The sequence below is a fragment of the Amycolatopsis sp. NPDC004747 genome (genome assembly GCF_053601335.1).
Window position 1 is genome coordinate 1 of record NZ_JBSGBQ010000029.1, and the last position, 18,175, is coordinate 18,175.

Consider the following 18,175-nt stretch of genomic DNA (forward strand, 5'->3'; position numbering starts at 1 on the left):
GGCGTGACCGGCCCCCGCGGGACTCGCACCACCCACGCCGGGGGGTGGGGTGTGGGGGGGGTGGCGGATCCAACCCGCCTCACCACTCACGAGGGGTCAGCGCTTGAGGCCGGGCGGCGTGGCGCGCTCGGTCACGGTGACCGCGCGGCCGAGCAGGTCGGTCACCGGGATCTGCTTGCCCGCCAGGAGGAACCCGGCCGTGGCCAGCAGCACCCACGGGACCGGGCCGCGGGCGATGCCGTCCGAGAGCGGGGCGAACCCGTGCGCCGCCAGGCCGAGCAGGCCGCCCGAGGCCATCAGCCCGGCCGCGACCAGCTGCGGCGTCCGGGCGGTGAGCGCGCCGGTGTCGCGCTGCAGTTCGAAGTGCGCGAACAGCCGCAGCAGGCCGAGCAGCACCGTCCCGCACGCCGCGAACCACGCCGGCGCCATGATCAGCCAGAAGACCGTGCCCGGCGCCGGGGTCCGGTAGCCGAGGCCGTACACCGTCACGCCCGCGACCACGACCAGCGCCGGCATGTGCCAGAGGTAGACGCTCATGAACCGGGCGCCCAGCCAGCCGAGGGCGTTGCCGACACCGGGACGCGCCGCGAGGGCGTTGAGCTGCGGGCGGAAGGCGAGCAGCAGGCCGATCTGGCCGACGGCGAGGAAGGCGAGCAGCACGGTCGGCGGGCTCATGTTCGACACCGGCGCGCCCGGCATGCCGATCATGCTGGCCGGGTACGGTCCGAACGCGACCATCGCCGCGGTGACGCCGAACCCGGCCGCGGACAACGCCAGCGCGCCGCGGCGGGTCAGCTCGCCGAGGCGGCCTTCGACGTAGTGGAAGCCGAGCTGGTGCACGGCGACCCAGACGAAGATCGCGTTGGCGTAACCGAGGTAGCCGAAGTCGTTGAAGCGCGCGACGTCGACGAGGATGCCCGCCGCCCCCATGACGAGCGGCACCTTCAGGCCCCAGCGCCGGTGCGCGGCCACCATGAGCGGCGTGAGCAGCACGACGAGCACGTACACCGCGAGGAACCACAGCAGCTGCGCGGCGATCGCGCTGCCGACCTGCAGCGGCTGCGGCGGGACGCCGAGGCCGCGCAGGAAGTCCGGCACGATCAGCCAGACCGCCAGCAGCGGCAGCACCGGCGCCATCAGGCGCTTGATGCGCCCGGCGAGCCACAGCCGCGTGGAGGCCGCGCGGCGGAAGGAGATCAGGTTGGCCGCACCGCCGGCGAAGAAGACGAGGGGCATGACCTGGCTGAGCCAGGTGACGACCCACCAGCCCGGCGTGGCCAGTGCGTTGCCGGTGGCGAGGTGCCCGTCGGAGTAGGAGAGCACCGGCATGATCCAGTGCTGGGCGATGACGGCGAGGATGGCCCCCGCCCGGACGACGTCGAGGAACCTGTCCCGGCTCGTGTGCATGCTGTTCAGCCTGGCCGGTTCGACCGGGGAAGACAGCGGTGCTGACCGGCCTGTTCGGGGTCCTGTTCACCCCCGCCCGACCCGGGGGTTTCCCCTACCTCAGGCCGTCCGGCTCGGGTTCGTGCTGCGCGGCGGCGAGGCGGTACTCCCAGCCGTGCTCGGTGAGGCCGAGTTCGTAGCGGGTCTCGATCTTCGGGCCACCGTGCAGGTGGATGTGCCGGATCACGGTGCCGGGGATGGGCTCGGCGTCCCCGAGCTCCTGGACGCGGCCGTCGAGCGGGCCGCCGAAGAAGCGGACGCAGCGGGTGTCGTCGGACATCTGCGCGCTCCTCTCGCCGACGGGTCCGCTCATCGTAGGTGAGCGATCACCCGGGTGCCGCCCGCGGAACGGGTGACCCCTTGTCGACCCTACGGCAGTTCCGGTCACCCTCCGTCGATCACCGGCCCAGGTACGTCAACACCGCACGGACGCGGCGGTGTTCCTCCGCGCTGGCTTCGAGCCCGAGCTTCGAGAAGATGTTGCCGATGTGCTTTTCGACCGCGCCGTGCGAAACGACCAGCGAGTTCGCGATCGCGGTGTTCGACAGGCCCTGCGCCATCAGGCCGAGGACCTCGGACTCGCGGGCCGTCAGCGCGTCCAGGGGGTTGCGGCGGCCGCGGGCCATCAGCTGGGCGATCACGTCCGGGTCGATCGCCGTGCCGCCGCCCGCGACGCGGCGGACCGCGTCCAGGAAGTCCGCGACGTCGGCGACGCGCTCCTTCAGCAGGTAGCCCACCCCGCCGGCGCCGCCCGAGAGCAGCTCCACCGCGTACGACTCCTCGACGTACTGCGATAGCACCAGCACCGGCAGCCCGGGAACCTCCTTGCGCGCCGCCAGCGCCGCCCGCAGGCCCTCGTCGGTGAACGTCGGCGGCATCCGGACGTCGACGATCGCCAGGTCAGGACGGTGTTCCTTGACGGCGCCGAGGAGGTCGTCCCCGTTGTCGACGGCCGCGGCCGTCTCGATGCCCTCGTCGGCGAGCAGGCGGGTCACCCCGGCCCGCAGCAGCACGGCGTCCTCGGCGATGACTACCCGCATCCGGCCCCCAAGCTCGTGGATGAACGGGAGCCAGCTTATTCACCATTGGCAGGGGAGGTCAGCCCGGATCACGGTCGGCCCGCCGACGGGGCTGACCACGGTGATCACGCCGTCGATCGTCGCGGCGCGGTCGGCCAGGCCGGCCAGCCCGCCGCCGGGACGCACTTCCGCGCCGCCGTGACCGTTGTCGGTGATCTCGACGACGACGTGGTCGTCGGTCCGCCACACCTTCACGCCGGCTTCGGTCGCTCCGGAGTGCTTCGCGATGTTCGTCAGCGTCTCGCCGACGATGAAGTACGCCGTCGTCTCCACCGCGGCCGGCGGACGCGGCTCGACGGCCACCGACACGTCCACCGGGATCGGCGACTTCGCCGCCTGCGCCGACAACGCCGCGTCCAGCCCCCGGTCCCCGAGCACGGCCGGGTAGATGCCGCGCGCCAGGTCCCGCAGCTCCGACACCGCGAGCTTCGCGTCCGTGTGCGCCTCGTCGATCAGGTCCCGCACCGCCTGCGGGTCCTGGTCGAACTTCGACTTCGCGCGCCCCAGGCTCATCGCGACGGCCACCAGCCGCTGCTGCGCGCCGTCGTGCAGGTCACGCTCGATGCGGCGGCGTTCGGCCTCGGCCGCGTCGACCCCGCGGGCCCGCGAAGCCTGCAGCCGCTCGGCCTTCTGCTCCAGCCGCTTCGTGCGGTCCGGCCCCAGCAGCGCCAGCGCCAGCTCACCGTGCAGCCAGCCCAGCCACGGCGTCACCCAGATCGCCATCGGGAGCAGCACGATCGACGCCAGCGCGATCGCGAGCTCCGCGCACGCCAGCGGGAAGGCGGCCATCAGGTACGCCAGGTCACGCCACGTCGTCGCGTCGCTCAGCCGGACCATCCACCGCCGCAGCAGCGGCTGGCCCTCTTCGTACGGCCGCCGCTGCACCGGGGGCAACGGCACCCGCAGCATCGTCCCCAGCCAGCTCCGTTCGCGGTCGCCGGACCAGCGCACGAAGCTCGTCGTCGCCAGCAGGATCGGGAACCCGACCCAGATCACCGCCGTCGAGACACCCACCGCGATGCCGACCACGATCAACACGAACTGCAGGAGCCGGAAGACGAAGCTGACGATCATGTAGACGATCGTGCGAGCCGGGTGCGGCCGCGGGTGTTCCGGCTGTTGCGCCTCGCTCATCCCGCCACCAGGTTCTTCTCTTCCACGTCTTCCCACCAGCGCTCCATCCGGCGGCGCTGCGCCACCGTCGGCCCCAGCAGCGCGTTCGCCAGCCGGGCGTGCGTGCCCGCCAGCGCCTTGGTCAGCGCCACCGACAACGCGACGAACAACACCCCGAGCGCTGCCCACGGTAGCGCCTCCACCGTGGAGTCCACGGTCAGCCACGGCACGTCCCAGGCCGGGAATCGGTACTCGCCACCCGGCAGCCACCGGAAGTAGACGGGCAGGCCGGCGAGCGCCAGGCTGGTCGCCCAGAACGTCGTCACGAGCACGAACTCGACCAGGCCCACCGGGAACAGCAGCGCGAAGTAGGCCAGGTCCCGCCAGGTCGAGGGGTCCTTCAACCGCCCCTTCCACCGCGCGGCCTGCTTGCCGGCGGGCAACGGCAGGTAGGGCAGGTCGATGTAGCGGTCCAGCAGCGCGTAGACCCGCGCCCGCTCCAGCCGCGCGGCCCCCCGCACCCCGAGCACGACCAGAGCGAGCAGCCCCACCCCGACCCAGACCACGGCGGTCCCCGCGCCGGCCGAGACGAAAGCCGTCAGGAACCCGAACGCCAGCACTCCCAACGGCAGGTTCATCAGCAGGAACACCACCGAACCACCGAACGGCGGATCCCGCCTCTCGCTCACCATGACCGCGCTCCCTTCATCCCACGACGCCTGATCAGCTTCGCGGTCCGGCCCGCGCGGCGACATGGTGTGAGCGGGCATCCCGGCGGTAGGGCTGGCCCCACCCCACCCGGACTAAAGCGGTGGCGCCGGGCGTTATGATGAGCAGGTTGTGATCCCGACAAGGGGGTGAACGGTTTCGACTTTGGACGTTGAGTCAGGGGAAGCGTGCCGGTGCAGGCGAGAGACCACCGTAAGCGTCATCGCAAACCAATAAGCGCCGACTCCAGTCAGCGCGAGTACGCCCTCGCCGCCTGAGCGAGTGCGTCTCTGTCGGCCCGGGTTCGCCTCCGGCCCGGGTACCGGCATCAGCTAGGAGGCTCAGCGGCTGTCCCGGCCACGGGGAACAGTCGTGAAGCAAACAGTGGCTGGGCTCGTCACCTCAGCTTGTTCGCGTGACTGAGGGAGCCAAGCAGAGACGTAGCGGACTGCGCACGGAGAAGCCCTGTCGAGACGCCAGAGGACCCGGGTTCAATTCCCGGCACCTCCACTCGTTCGTAGGTGAGCCCTGTTTGCGGAAGGCGCAAACAGGGCTCACTTCGTTGTGTTCCTTGGGGGTCGAACCCCCAAACCCCCGCCAGGGGGCTCCGCCCCCTGGACCCCCGGAGGGGTCCGGCAAGTGTGAACCTCACCGGCGTGACCCGGCACGCAACCGGCGTCCGCCCAGACCTCCCCGCAACCCCGATCCGAAGCCCCGACACGGCCGGTGGTGCCGGGTCAAGGCACGCTTTCCCGCCTTGACGCGGTACCACCGGCCGTCGTCACAATCGGGGCATCGGGGTGGCGGGACAACCGAGCTTCGCAGCGTTGCCTGCACGAACGTGCCGAGGGCCCTCGCTTTCTCCGGCAGAGTCTTTGGGTCGGGCGGGGAACCACCGTGGGTGTTTTGGGGCTGTGGTGGGGGCCACTTGTGGGTGAAATTTGCGTGAGTGTCATGCTGGGGGCCCGACCATGGCCCCGCACCCGTGGGGCCGGAAGTAGGTGGCCAGATGACCTGGGCCCGGCAAAGCGGCAGCTCTCTTGCCCACGACGAGGACAGCCGGATGGGGGTTATCCGAGCCGAAGAGGCCGTTCGGCTCGCCGAGCAGAACGATCGGGCCGTGATCACCGTGGCCGGGCACTCCTCCGACTCGCGGGAGTGCGCCGAACTGCTCGCCATGCTCGGGCTCGACGCCGGGATGCGGCACCGGACCGCCTGATCACACCAGGTCCGCCACGTGGACCACCTTGTTCCGGCCCGTTGCCTTCGCGTGGTACAGCGCCGTGTCCGCGGCGTCCAGCAGGCGCTGCAGTGACGTACCCGCCGACGGGTACACCGCGATGCCGATCGAGACCGTCAGGCCGGCGATCGACAACTGGCCCGCCGGGACCTTCAGCGCGCTGACCGCCCGGCGGATGCGCTCCGCCACCGCGCCGATGTCCGGCTGGGTGATCCCGGGCAGCAGCACCACGAACTCCTCGCCCCCGAAGCGGCCCACCGCGTCCCCCCGGCCGCGGACCGCCGAAATGATCGACTGGGCCACCGCCTTCAGGACCGCGTCGCCGGCGAGGTGGCCGTAGGTGTCGTTCACCTGCTTGAAGTGGTCCAGATCCAGCATCAACAGCCCGAACGTGCCGCGCTGGCGGGCGGTGGCCGCCAGGGTCCGCTCGGCCAGCGCGTGCCAGCCGCTCGTGTTGTACAACCCCGTCTTCTCGTCGCGGTGGGCCGCCACCTCCAGCTGCTTCACCAGCACCGTCCGGTGCAGCAGCAGCAACGGCGGGAACACCAGCACCACCAGACCCGGCAACGTCGCCAGCGCCACCGCGTTCAACGCACCCAGGCACAGCGTCGCCGCCTCGAGGCCGTTGTCCGCCCACGTGCCGAACAGCGCCTCCGGCGTCCGGCCGACTTCGCGGCGCGCCGGGAGCACCAAGAGGGCGTTCACCACGAAGAACGTCACGCCCGCGGCCGCGATCGCCGCCGTCCCCGCCCAGCTGTGCGCCATCGCCGAGCGGACGTCGGGGAAGCCCGAAACCCGCAGCACCGACTGGGCCGCGTAGCAGGAGAGCACGATGATCGCCGCGTTGCTGACCGTCCGGGAGGCCGGGACCCGCTGCAGGCGGTACCAGCTGCGGACCGCCAGGTGCGCGTACAGCCCGCCGACCAGGACGGCCAGCAGGAGCGGCGGCAGCAGGAGCACGCCGGCGAACGTCCAGACCGACGTCATGTTGATGTGCGGTGTCCCCGACACGCGACGGCGGATCCGCTCCACGCGCCGTCCCGTCTCCGACTGCAGCACCCCGAGGACCAGCAGCACCACCAGGATCGCCGCGGTCCGGCGGTCCACCTCGACCGGGGACGGCCGCAGCGTCAGCACCACCGCCACCGCCTCGCTCACCAGGCAGTAGGCGACCACCCGCGGGCCCTGGCGCCACAGCACCCAGCGTCGCGGTGCCACGAGGACGTCACGAAAACGCGGCCCGGAGCGCGGAAACCCGCCCCCGGTCCGCATACTCATGGTGTCCGGCCGGTGACGGAACCGGTGCGGCCCGAGGTCGCGAAGGGAGGCGCACCATGTGCGGACGCGACAACTGAGGTCATCGCTCCTCCACCCCGACCCGGCGCCACGCCCTCGCGATCGGCACGGCCAGCGCGGCACCCGCCGCCCCGGCCACGGCGATGGTGTGCGCCGGGCCCAGCGCGTCGGCCAGCCCGCCCGCCGCGGCCGCACCGACGCCCTGCACGGTGATCAGGCCCGCCGAGTTCACCCCGGCGGCCTGCGCGCGGTGCGCGTCGGGCACCCGCCGCATGAACGAGACCGTGCCCTGGATGTTGTAGCCCGTCGCCAGCAGCCCGGACACGGCGAGCAGCGCCACTGAAGCCACCAGGCCCGGCCGGAAGACGAACACCACCAGCGGCAGCCCCGCCGCGATCCCCAGCCAGCCCAGCACGCGGACCTGCACGGGCTCCGGGATCCACTTCCCGAACACGACGCCGCCGAGCACGCTGCCCGCGGGGTCCGCCGCCATCAGCAGCCCGACCAGCGTGGCGCCCGCGCCGATCCCCGCCGCGTACGGCGCGGCCAGCGCCTCCGGGACGACGTAGAACCCGGCCAGCCAGTTGAGCGCGACCAGCGTCCGCAGCGCCGGGTCGCGCCAGATCAGCCGGATGCCGGCGCCGGTCGTCGACAGCCACGCGGGCCGCACCGCCTGTGCGACCGCCGCCCGCCGCCGGACGCCGGTGACCAGGAACACCGCCGAAAGCAGGAAGGTCGCCGCGTCCAGGGCCAGCGCCGCCGACGGGGTGAACGCGGCGATCAGCGCCCCGCCGCCGGCGAACCCGGCCAGCTGCGCGCCCTGCATCGTCACGTTCCGCAGGGCCATCCCGACGAGGTACCGCTCGCCGTCCAGGACCGTCGGCAGCAGTGCCTGCTGGGCCGCCTTGAACGGCCCGCCCAGCGTCGTCATCACCGCGACCAGCACGCACAGCACCCACAGCGGGACGCCGGGGACCGCGATGACCGCCACCAGCGCGGCCCGCGCCAGGTCGGCCGCGACCATCACGTCCCGCCGCGGCCACCGGTCGCCCGCACCGGCCAGCAGGATGCCGCCGAGCAGGGAGGGGACGTACGTCAGGGCGTAGGTGAGGCCGGTCAGGGCGGCCGACGACGTGCGCTGGAAGACGAGGACGGCGAGCGCGACCCTGGCGAGCTGGTCACCGCAGATCGACAGCAGCTCGGCGGTCCACATCGCCCGGAATTCGGCGACGGCGAGCACCGCGCCGAAACCGGCCTTCTTCACGCGTGCGTCGTCCATCGGTGCCCCTCGAAACCGCTGTTCAGTCAAGGTAATCACCCACCGGAGTGGAATCGAGCCGTTCGGTGACAGTTGCCCCGTTCGCAGCAGCGCCGGCGCCCGGACGGCCCGCGACGGCCGTCAGGCCGGGTGGCCGCCGATGCGGGTGGTCAGCTCGGCCGCCGTCGCCGCCACCTCCGCCGCGAGGTCCGGCCACGTCTCCGCGCACGGTTCCGCCGCGCAGTGGTGGCGCAGGGTGACGCTGATCGCGGCCAGCGGGCGGGCGCCGTGGTCGAAGACCGGGCAGGCCACCGACGCGAAGCCGGCGGTGACGTGGCCGTCCTCGACCGACCAGCCGAGCCGGCGTTCCGCGGTGAGGGTGCGGCGCAGCTCGGCCAGCGTGCGCGGGCCGCGGCCGGTGCGGAGCACGAACGCCGACGGCGCCGGGAACAGGGCCCGGACGTGGGCGGAGGGCAGGTGTCGCAGGATCGCCCGGCCGGACGCGGTCAGCTGGCCCGGCAGCCGGACGCCGACCTCCGTCACCAGCGTCTCGGGCCGGGCCGGGCGTTCCTTGATCAGGTACAGCGACTCGTTGCCGTGCAGGACGCCGAGGTGGGCGGTGTGCCCGACGCGGTCGACGAGCTTGCGCAGCAACGGCCCGGCCAGGCGCTCGAGCGGGTCGTGGCGCAGGTAGGCCGAGCCCAGCTCGAAGGCGGCGATGCCCAGGCCGTAGCGGCGCTCGGCGGGCAGGTGCACGACGAAACCGGCCGCTTCGAGCTCGTTGAGCAGGTGGTAGGTGGTCGAGCGGGGGAGCCCCGCCTCCCGGGCGATGGCCGCCGCGGTGACCGGGCCGGGGCGGGTCGCCAGCAGGCTCAGCACCGCCAGGCCGCGGCGCAGCGCCGGCACCTCACTGCTGTCACCCACCGCACCTCCCGTCCGCTTGCGGCCAGGGTAGCCCCAGCGTCTGGGATCCCAGACAGAACCACCCGTTGAGGCATCCCACCAGCGGGAAGGACGATGTCCAATGGGCCCATGCCGGAAAAAGTGCTCCTGGGCCCGGAGCCCCTGACCGCCGCCCAGGTCGTCGACGTCGTCCGCGGGTACGCGCCCGTCGGGCTCACGGACGCCGCCGAGAAGAACCTCGCCGCGACCCGCCAGCACATCGAGAACCTCGCGCACGCCGTCACGCCCACCTACGGCGTCTCGACCGGCTTCGGTGCGCTCGCCACCCGGCACATCCCGGTCGAGAGCCGGACCGCGCTGCAGCGCAGCCTGATCCGCTCGCACGCCGCCGGCGCCGGGCCCGCCGTCGAGCCCGAGGTCGTCCGCGCGCTGATGCTGCTGCGGCTGCGCACCCTCGCCAGCGGCTACACCGGCGTCCGGCCGGGCACTGCGCAAACGCTTGCGGCCCTGCTCAACGCCGACATCACGCCGATCGTCCACGAATACGGCTCGCTCGGTTGCTCCGGTGACCTCGCGCCGCTGGCCGCCGTCGCGCTCGCGCTCATGGGCGAAGGCGAAGTGATCCACGCGGGCCAGCTGAAGCCCGCGGCGGAAGCGCTGAAGCACGCCGGGATCGAGCCGGTCGTCCTCGCCGAGAAGGAAGGCCTCGCGCTCACCAACGGCACCGACGGCATGCTCGGCATGCTCCTGCTCGCCGCCGCCGACCTGCACCGGCTCTTCGACATCGCGGACCTCACCGCCGCGATGAGCGTCGAGGCCCTGCTCGGCACCGACCGCGCGTTCGCCGCCGACCTCCAGGCCCTGCGCCCCCACCCCGGGCAGGCCACGTCCGCGGGCCGGATGTGGCAGGCGCTGCAGGGCTCGCAGATCGTCGAAAGCCACCGCGGCCCGGACTGCAACCGCGTCCAGGACGCCTACTCGCTGCGCTGCGCCCCGCAGGTCCACGGCGCCGCGCGCGACAGCCTCGCCCACGCCGAGCTCGTCGGCGAACGCGAGCTGATGTCCGCTGTGGACAACCCAGTCGTTCTCGCCGACGGCCGGGTGGAGTCCAACGGGAACTTCCACGGCGCGCCCGTCGCCTACGTGCTGGACTTCCTGGCCATCCCGATCGCCGACGTCGCCAGCATCGCCGAGCGGCGCACCGACCGGATGCTGGACAAGGCGCGGTCGCACGGCCTGCCGCCGTTCCTCGCCGACGACCCCGGCGTCGACTCCGGCCACATGATCGCCCAGTACACCCAGGCCGCCGTGGTCAGCGAGCTCAAGCGGCTCGCCGTACCGGCGTCGGTCGACTCCATCCCGAGCAGCGCCATGCAGGAGGACCACGTCTCGATGGGCTGGTCGGCCGCGCGGAAGCTGCGCAAGGCCGTCGACGGACTGACCACCGTCCTGGCCATCGAGCTGCTGACGGCGGCCCGGGCGCTGGACTTCCGGGCGCCGCTCGAGCCGTCGCCGGTCACCGGCCGCGTCCGGGACCTGTTGCGCACCAAGGTGAACGGCCCCGGTCCGGACCGCCACCTGGCGCCCGAGATCGCGGCCGCCGAAGAACTCGTCCGCTCCGGCGCCGTCCTCGACGCCGCCCGTCTGGAGGTCCGATGAACAACGTGTCCCGCGTCGTCCGTGCCGCCCGCGGCACCCAGCTCACCGCCAAGTCGTGGCAGACCGAAGCCGCGCTGCGGATGTTCCACAACAACCTCGACCCCGACGTCGCCGAGCGGCCGGAGGACCTGGTCGTCTACGGCGGTACCGGCAAGGCCGCCCGCAACTGGGCCAGCTTCGACGCCATCACCCGCGAACTGACCACTTTGGACATCGACGAGACGCTGCTGGTGCAGTCGGGCAAGCCGGTCGGCGTGTTCCGCACGCACGAGTGGGCGCCGCGCGTGCTCATCGCGAACTCGAACCTGGTCGGCGACTGGGCGACCTGGCCGGAGTTCCGCAGGCTGGAGCAGCAGGGCCTGACGATGTACGGCCAGATGACCGCGGGCTCGTGGATCTACATCGGCACCCAGGGCATCCTCCAGGGCACCTACGAGACGTTCGCCGCCGTCGCGAAGAAGAAGTTCGGCGGCTCGCTTCGCGGGACTTTGACCGTCACCGCCGGCCTCGGCGGCATGGGCGGTGCGCAGCCACTGGCCGTGACCATGAACGACGGTGTCGCGCTGGTCATCGAGTGCGACCCGCAGCGCGCGCACCGCCGCGTCGAAACCCGTTACCTGGACGAGGTCGCCGACGACCTCGACGACGCCATCGCCCGCGTCACCAAGGCCAAGCAGGAGAAGCGGCCGCTCTCGGTCGGCGTCGTCGGCAACGCCGCCGAAGTGCTGCCGGAGCTGTTGCGCCGCAACGTCGAGGTCGACATCGTCACCGACCAGACGTCCGCGCACGACCCGCTTTCGTACCTGCCCAAGGGGGTCAGCGTCGACGACTGGCACGACTACGCGGCCAAGAAGCCCGACGAGTTCACCGACCGCTCGCGCGAGTCGATGGCCGACCACGTCGACGCCATGCTCGGCTTCCTCGACCGCGGCGCCGAGGTCTTCGACTACGGCAACTCGCTGCGCGGCGAGGCCAAGCTCGGCGGCTGCGAGCGCGCGTTCGACTTCCCCGGCTTCGTGCCCGCCTACATCCGCCCGCTGTTCTGCGAGGGCAACGGCCCGTTCCGCTGGGCCGCCCTGTCGGGTGACCCCGAGGACATCGCGGCCACCGACCGCGCGATGCTGGAACTGTTCCCGGAGAACGAATCCCTCGCCCGCTGGATCCGCCTCGCCGGGGAGCGCGTGGCGTTCCAGGGCCTGCCCGCCCGGATCTGCTGGCTCGGCTACGGCGAGCGTCACCTCGCCGGCCTGCGGTTCAACGAGATGGTGGCCAGCGGCGAGCTGAAGGCGCCGGTCGTCATCGGCCGCGACCACCTCGACTCCGGCAGCGTCGCTTCGCCGTACCGCGAGACCGAGGGCATGGCCGACGGCTCCGACGCGATCGCGGACTGGCCGCTGCTGAACGCGCTGGTCAACACCTCGTCGGGGGCCAGCTGGGTGTCGATCCACCACGGCGGCGGTGTCGGCATGGGCCGGTCCATCCACGCGGGCCAGGTCAGCGTCGCCGACGGGACGCCGCTGGCCGCGCAGAAGCTGGAGCGGGTGCTCACCAACGACCCGGGCATGGGGGTCATCCGGCACGTCGACGCCGGGTACGACCGCGCGGCCGAGGTCGCCGGCGAGCGCGGCGTCCGCGTGCCGATGGCGGGCGAGTGACCGCCTCGGGGCTCCTCGGCGAGATCGCCGACATCGGGCGCGACCCGAAGCGCGGCGGCTATTCGCGGCACGCGTTCGACCGGCCCGAGCACGACCTGCGGGAGTGGTTCGTCGAGCGCGCGCTGGGGCTCGGGCTGGACGTCGAGACCGACCGCAACGGCAACATCTGGGCGTGGTGGGGGCCGCCGGGCCGCAACGCCGTGGTCACCGGCAGCCACCTCGACTCGGTGCCGGGCGGCGGCGCGTTCGACGGCCCGCTCGGTGTGGTCAGCGCGCTGGCCGCGGTCGAAGCCCTGCAAGCCAAGGGGGTCCGGCCGCGCCGGCCGCTCGCCGTCGTGGTGTTCGCCGAGGAGGAGGGCGGCCGGTTCGGCGTTCCCTGCCTGGGTTCGCGGCTGCTCACCGGCACGATCGACGCCGACAAGGCGCGCGGCCTGCGGGACGCCGACGGCGTGACGTTCGCCGAGGCAGCCGCGAAGGCGGGCGTCGACCCGGAGCGGATCGGGCCGGACACCGAGCGGCTCGGCCGGATCGCGCAGTTCCTCGAACTGCACGTCGAGCAGGGCCGCGGGCTGGTCGACCTCGGCTCGCCGGTGGCGGTCGGCAGCACCGTGATCGCGCACGGGCGGTGGCGGTTCTCCTTCGCGGGGCAGGGCAACCACGCCGGCGCGACGCTGCTGGCCGACCGCGCGGACCCGATGCTGCCCGCCGCGGCGACGGTCACGGCCGCAAGGCGGCTGGCCGCGCGGGTACCGGACGCGCGGGCGACCGTCGGGCGGCTCGTGCCCACCCCCGGCGGGACCAACGTGATCGCGTCCACTGTGGACCTGTGGCTGGACGCGCGGGTGCCCGGCGAAGGCACCCCGGGGCTGGTCGCCGAAATCAGCCGGGCGGCTTCGGAAGCGGCGGCGGAGGAGGGGTGCCGGGTCGAGGTGACGCGCGAGTCCTACTCCGGCGACGTCGTGTTCGACGACGCGCTCCGGCGCGACCTCGGCGGCTGGCTCGGCGCGCCGCCGGAACTGCCCACCGGGGCCGGGCACGACGCGGCGATCCTCGCCGGGTTCGTCCCGGCGGGGATGCTCTACGTGCGCAACCCGACCGGGATCAGCCACTCGCCGGAGGAGTTCGCCGAGGCCGTCGACGTCGAAGCCGGCGCGGCGGCGCTGGCCACAGCCCTGGAACGGCTGGCGCAGTGACCCCCGACCCGATCTCCGACCCCACCACCGGCCCGCGGGGGCGCCCCCCGGTTCCAGCGTATCGCGCGGCACCGACAGTTTTCTGGTGCGAGCAGGCCTGGCTGCCGGCCGGAATCGCGGCCGGCGTGCGGATCGACGTCGCCGGCGGCCGGATCACCGGGGTGACGCCGGACGCACCGCGCACAGGGACGATCCTCGGCGGCCTCACCCTGCCGGGCTTCGCGAACGGGCACTCGCACGCCTTCCACCGGGCGCTGCGGGGCCGGACGCACCACGAGCGCGGCACGTTCTGGACCTGGCGCGAGCGGATGTACGCACTGGCCGCGCGGCTCGACCCCGACACCTACTACCGGCTGGCCCGCGGGGTCTACGCCGAGATGGTGCTCGGCGGGTACACCAGCGTGGGCGAGTTCCACTACCTGCACCACGCGCCCGGCGGGAAGCCGTACGCCGACCCGAACGCGATGGGGGCGGCGCTGCGGCAGGCGGCGGCCGACGCCGGGATCCGGCTGACGCTCCTGGACACCTGCTACCTCGCCGGGGGCATCGGCGTCGAACCGGACGAGGTGCAGCGGCGCTTCTCCGACGGGTCGGCGTCGGCGTGGGCTTCGCGGGTCGCCGCACTGGAAGAAGGCGAGCTGTTCCGGGTCGGCGCGGCCATCCACTCGGTGCGGGCGGTCCCCGCCGATCAGCTGTCGCTTGTGGACAGCAGGCGCGTCGTGCACATCCACCTTTCCGAGCAGCGGGCCGAAAACGAGCAGTGCCAGGCCGCCTACGGCCGCACCCCCACCGAGCTGCTGGACGAGCGCGGGGTGCTGACCGAGCGGCTGGTCGCCGTGCACGCCACGCACCTGACGGCGTCGGACATCGGCCGGCTCGGCGGTTCGCGGGCGTGCTTCTGCCCGACCACCGAACGCGACCTCGGCGACGGCATCGGCCCGGCCCGCGCGCTGCGGGACGCGGGCGTGCGGCTGGGCATCGGCAGCGACAGCAACGCCGTCGTCGACGCCTTCGAAGAAACCCGGGCGCTGGAGCTGGACGACCGGCTGGCCAGCGAAGAACGCGGCCGGTTCGGCGCCGAGGAGCTCCTCGAAGCGGGCACGGACCACGCGGCGATCGGGTGGGACGAGGTCGGCGCGCTCGCCGAGGGGGCGGGCGCGGACCTCGTCACCGTGACCCTGGATTCGGTGCGGACGGCCGGGATCGAGCCGTCGGGCGTCGTGTTCGCGGCGTCCGCGGCCGATGTCCGGCACGTCGTCGTCGCGGGCCGCGAGGTCGTGCGCGACGGCACGCACCTGCTCGTCGACCGACCGGAAACCCAGCTGGCGAAGGAGATCGAGGCACTGTGGCAGTCCTGATCACGGGGATCGGCGAGCTCACCACCAACGACCCGGCGCTGGGCCGTCTCCCGGACGCGGCCCTGGTCCTCGACGGCTCGCACGTCGCCTGGGTGGGCCCCGCGGCGAACGCACCGGACGCCGACGAGCGCGTCGACGTCGAGGGCCGGGCGGTGCTGCCCGGCTGGGTCGACAGCCACACGCACCTCGTCTTCGCCGGTGACCGCACCGCCGAGTTCGAGGCGCGGATGGCCGGGAAGCCCTACACGGCCGGGGGCATCGCGATCACGGTCGGGGCGACGCGGGAGGCGACCGACGAGCAGCTGGCCGCGAACCTGCGCCGCCACGTCGACGAGGCGGCCCGGCAGGGGACGACCTGCCTGGAGACGAAGACGGGTTACGGGCTCACGGTCGCGGACGAAGCCCGCAGCGCGCGGATCGCCGGGGAGGTCGCCGACGAGGTCACGTTCCTGGGCGCGCACCTGGTGCCGCCCGGCGCCGACGCAGAGTCCTATGTGGACCTGGTCTGCGGCGAGATGCTCGACGCCGTGGCGGAAAGCGTGCGCTGGGCGGACGTGTTCTGCGAGACGGGGGCGTTCGACGAGGCCCAGTCCGCGCGGGTGCTGAAGGCCGCCGCCGGGCGCGGGCTCGGCCTGCGGGTGCACGGCAACCAGCTCGGCGAGGGACCCGGCGTCCGGCTGGCGGTGGAGCTCGGCGCGGCGAGCGTCGACCACTGCACGTACCTTTCGGACGCCGACGTCGAGGCGCTGGCGGCCTCCGACACGGTCGCGACGCTGCTGCCCGCGTGCGACCTGTCGACGCGTCAGGCCCTGGCCCCGGCGCGGCGGCTGCTCGACGCGGGCGCAACGGTCGCGCTGGCCAGCAACGCCAACCCGGGCAGCTCGTACACGACGTCGATGGCGTTCTGCGTCGCGACGGCGGTGCTCCAGATGCGCATGACGATCGAGGAAGCCGTCTGGGCCGCGACGGCGGGCGGCGCGAAGGCGTTGCGCCGCGACGACGTCGGCGTGCTGCGGCCCGGCGCGCGGGCGGACGTCCACGTGCTCGACGCGCCTTCGGTGACGCACCTGGCGTACCGGCCCGGAGTACCGCTGACGAACACGGTGTGGCGCGCCGGGGAGCGCGTGCGCTAACGTCGAAGGCGAGGACGCGCGAAGACACAGTCCGGTATGGGTTAGTCCGGGCCGCTCACGCAGGCTTACCTGTGCGTCCCTTCCTCATCCGTGACGAAGGGACAGCTGTGTCTGTGATCATCATCGGTGCCGGGCTGGGTGGCCTGAGCCTCGCGCACGGCCTGCGCCGCGCCGGAATCCCCTGCCGCCTCTACGAACGCGACGAGTCGGCCGGTGCGCGCAAGCAGGGCTACCGGCTGCACATCAGCGGCGTCGGGGACACCGCGTTGCGCCAGGTGCTGCCGCCGCGGCAGCACGAGCTCTTCCGGGCCACGGCCGGCCGGGCGTTGCCGCACACGAACGTCTACGACCACCGGTTGCGGCTGCTCACGCGCTTGGAAGACGAGGGAACGCACCTCAACACCAACCGCTTCACCGTGCGGCAGATCCTGCTGCACGGCCAGGAAGTGGCCTACGGCAAGCGGTTCACCCGCTACGAAACCGACGCGGACGGCGTGACCGCGTACTTCGCCGACGGGACCTCCGCGCGCGGCGACCTGCTCGTCGGGGCCGACGGTATCAACTCGCCGGTGCGGCGGCAGTACCTCCCGCACGCCCCGGTCGTCGACGCCGGGGTGGTGCACCTCTACGGCCGGATCCCGCTGACGACAGAGACGCGCGCGTTGTTCGAGCCGGAGATGTTCGCGGTGTTCTCCATGATGATCGGGCCGGACCGGACGATGGCCGGGTTCGCGCCGGTCGACTACCCCGAACCGGTCGCCGAAGCGTGCGCGCGGCTGGTGCCAGACCTGCGGTTGCGCGACGACCGGCCGTACATGACCTGCTCGGTGGGCGCGCGCTGGGAGGTCATCGGGCACTCCGAGGCCGAGCTCGCCGCGATGGCGCCGGCCGGCCTGCAGGAGGTGGCGCTCCGCCTGGTCGGCGGCTGGCACCCGCTGGCCCGCGCGATGGTCGAGCATTGGGACGTCCCGGCGACCTTCCCACAGCCGATCCGGACGAGCGTGCCGATCGGGCCGTGGGCGCCTTCGCGCGTGACGCTCGTCGGCGACGCGGCCCACGCGATGAGCCCGGCCGCCGGCGCGGGCGCCAACACCGCGTTGCGCGATGGTGCGGCGTTGGCGTCCGCGCTGGCCGGGGCGCCGCTGCCGGCGGCCGTCGGGGCGTACGAAGCCGCGATGGTGGACTACGGGTTCGCCGCGGTGCGGGAATCCGCCGAGAACGGGCAGCGGTACCTGGGGCAGAACCCCCTCACAGCGGCAAGGTGAACGGCGTGCACGCCGGCGCGTAGGACGGGTCCAGAGCGTGCAGGACCAGCCCGGTGACGTTCGGGTCGACCGCCTGGCCGAGGTGCCCCGAGGCGTCGGAGGGGCAGAAGTCCTGCAGCACGATGTCCGTCGTGCCCGGCTCGCCGAGGATTCCGCTCGTGTACGGCGTCACGACTTCGTCGTACTTGCTCACGATGCTCGTGTAGGTGGGGCCGTCGACGTGCACGCCGCCGCGGGCCAGGTCGTCCAGGAACGCCGAGGGCGCCAGGTATTCCGAGCACGCGCCGCACGCCGTGCGGAGCACCGCGCCGAGGCCGGGGACGGTGTTCAGCAGGGCCTTGGCCAGCGCGTCGAGGCCGCCGAGCGTCGTCCCGCGGTAGTTGGCGCCGAAGCCGACGAAGTGGGCGACCCGGGCCGCGCCGCCGCCGAACTTGAGGTAGTACGCGGGCATCGTGCTGCCCTCGGAGTGGCCGACGATGTCGACCTTCGCCGCTCCGGTGGCGGACCGGACCCGGTCGACGAACCGGCCGAGCTGCGCCGCGCTGTCCCGCATGGACGCCAGCCCGCCGACACCGGGGCCGAGGACGCCCGTGCCGTAGGTCAGGGAGAAGACGCAGTAGCCCTGGGCGGCGATCTTCGGTGCGTGGAAGAACCAGTTGACGGTGTCGTTCGCGCCGAGGCCGTGCACGAGCACGACGGGCTCCGGGTGCGCGGCCGAGGGACGGCAGCCCCAGTCGTTCCAGCCGCTGCCCGGGGCCGCTTCCGCGACCGACGGCGCGACCGCGCCGAAGGTGAGCGCCGCGGCGAGCACGGCCAGGGTTCGCTTGGCACCGCCGTTGGTGACCCGCATTCCGTTGCCTCCAGTTACC

The 18,175-nt window shown here is 73.1% G+C and carries 16 protein-coding genes and 1 other RNA gene; 8 read left to right on the plus strand and 9 right to left on the minus strand.

The window, feature by feature from the left end; genetic code table 11:
- Positions 1–96: 96 nt before the first annotated feature.
- The 5 genes from ACWEGE_RS35335 to ACWEGE_RS35355 form a co-directional block, all read right to left on the minus strand.
- Positions 97–1,407: an acyltransferase family protein gene (locus ACWEGE_RS35335; protein WP_449664822.1), complete on the minus strand. Its 1,311-nt coding sequence runs from the start codon at positions 1,405–1,407 to the stop codon at positions 97–99.
- Between the two features lie 94 nt (positions 1,408–1,501).
- Complete coding sequence (locus ACWEGE_RS35340) at positions 1,502–1,726, minus strand: hypothetical protein (RefSeq protein ID WP_449664823.1); 225 nt, start codon at positions 1,724–1,726, stop codon at positions 1,502–1,504.
- Between the two features lie 118 nt (positions 1,727–1,844).
- A complete protein-coding gene (locus tag ACWEGE_RS35345) occupies positions 1,845–2,486 on the minus strand; it encodes a response regulator transcription factor (RefSeq protein ID WP_176172800.1) in 642 nt (213 codons plus the stop codon).
- Between the two features lie 39 nt (positions 2,487–2,525).
- Entirely contained in the window at positions 2,526–3,659 is a 1,134-nt protein-coding gene (locus ACWEGE_RS35350) for a sensor histidine kinase (protein ID WP_449664824.1), read from the minus strand.
- Positions 3,656–4,330, minus strand: coding sequence for a sensor domain-containing protein (locus tag ACWEGE_RS35355; protein ID WP_449664825.1), 675 nt, complete (start codon positions 4,328–4,330; stop codon positions 3,656–3,658). The genes ACWEGE_RS35350 and ACWEGE_RS35355 overlap by 4 nt, the downstream gene beginning before the upstream one ends.
- A gap of 161 nt (positions 4,331–4,491) precedes the next feature.
- On the opposite strand from ACWEGE_RS35355, the gene ssrA reads away from it, so the two are divergent.
- Together ssrA and ACWEGE_RS35365 are read left to right on the plus strand one after the other, a co-directional pair.
- Positions 4,492–4,859: a transfer-messenger RNA gene (gene ssrA, locus ACWEGE_RS35360) on the plus strand.
- Between the two features lie 550 nt (positions 4,860–5,409).
- Positions 5,410–5,565, plus strand: a complete 156-nt coding sequence (locus tag ACWEGE_RS35365) for a hypothetical protein (RefSeq protein ID WP_449664826.1) — start codon at positions 5,410–5,412, stop codon at positions 5,563–5,565.
- Here the strand turns inward: ACWEGE_RS35365 and ACWEGE_RS35370 are convergent, their stop codons facing one another.
- The 3 genes from ACWEGE_RS35370 to ACWEGE_RS35380 form a co-directional block, all read right to left on the minus strand.
- Complete coding sequence (locus tag ACWEGE_RS35370; RefSeq protein WP_449664827.1) at positions 5,566–6,804, minus strand: diguanylate cyclase; 1,239 nt, start codon at positions 6,802–6,804, stop codon at positions 5,566–5,568.
- A gap of 139 nt (positions 6,805–6,943) precedes the next feature.
- Positions 6,944–8,161, minus strand: a complete 1,218-nt coding sequence (locus ACWEGE_RS35375; protein ID WP_449664828.1) for an MFS transporter — start codon at positions 8,159–8,161, stop codon at positions 6,944–6,946.
- Between the two features lie 120 nt (positions 8,162–8,281).
- Positions 8,282–9,064, minus strand: a complete 783-nt coding sequence (locus ACWEGE_RS35380) for an IclR family transcriptional regulator (RefSeq protein ID WP_449664829.1) — start codon at positions 9,062–9,064, stop codon at positions 8,282–8,284.
- Between the two features lie 108 nt (positions 9,065–9,172).
- On the opposite strand from ACWEGE_RS35380, the gene hutH reads away from it, so the two are divergent.
- The 6 genes from hutH (at position 9,173) to ACWEGE_RS35410 (ending at position 17,306) form a co-directional block, all read left to right on the plus strand.
- Positions 9,173–10,702 carry a histidine ammonia-lyase gene (gene hutH, locus ACWEGE_RS35385; RefSeq protein ID WP_449664830.1) on the plus strand — a complete coding sequence of 510 codons (1,530 nt, stop codon included), beginning with the start codon at positions 9,173–9,175 and terminating at the stop codon, positions 10,700–10,702.
- 5 nt (positions 10,703–10,707) lie between these two features.
- A complete protein-coding gene (gene hutU / locus ACWEGE_RS35390) occupies positions 10,708–12,357 on the plus strand; it encodes a urocanate hydratase (protein WP_449664922.1) in 1,650 nt (549 codons plus the stop codon).
- A complete protein-coding gene (locus ACWEGE_RS35395; protein WP_449664831.1) occupies positions 12,354–13,550 on the plus strand; it encodes an allantoate amidohydrolase in 1,197 nt (398 codons plus the stop codon). Before hutU ends, ACWEGE_RS35395 begins: the two co-directional genes overlap by 4 nt.
- A gap of 125 nt (positions 13,551–13,675) precedes the next feature.
- Positions 13,676–14,908, plus strand: a complete 1,233-nt coding sequence (locus ACWEGE_RS35400) for a formimidoylglutamate deiminase (protein ID WP_449664832.1) — start codon at positions 13,676–13,678, stop codon at positions 14,906–14,908.
- Positions 14,896–16,041 (plus strand): imidazolonepropionase, encoded by a 1,146-nt coding sequence (hutI, locus tag ACWEGE_RS35405; protein WP_449664833.1) that lies wholly within the window; start codon positions 14,896–14,898, stop codon positions 16,039–16,041. The genes ACWEGE_RS35400 and hutI overlap by 13 nt, the downstream gene beginning before the upstream one ends.
- A 107-nt stretch (positions 16,042–16,148) precedes the next feature.
- Positions 16,149–17,306, plus strand: a complete 1,158-nt coding sequence (locus tag ACWEGE_RS35410; RefSeq protein WP_449664834.1) for an FAD-dependent oxidoreductase — start codon at positions 16,149–16,151, stop codon at positions 17,304–17,306.
- Here ACWEGE_RS35410 and ACWEGE_RS35415 read toward each other — a convergent pair.
- Positions 17,290–18,156: an esterase/lipase family protein gene (locus ACWEGE_RS35415; protein WP_449664835.1), complete on the minus strand. Its 867-nt coding sequence runs from the start codon at positions 18,154–18,156 to the stop codon at positions 17,290–17,292. The genes ACWEGE_RS35410 and ACWEGE_RS35415 overlap by 17 nt on opposite strands.
- Between the last annotated feature and the right edge of the window lie 19 nt (positions 18,157–18,175).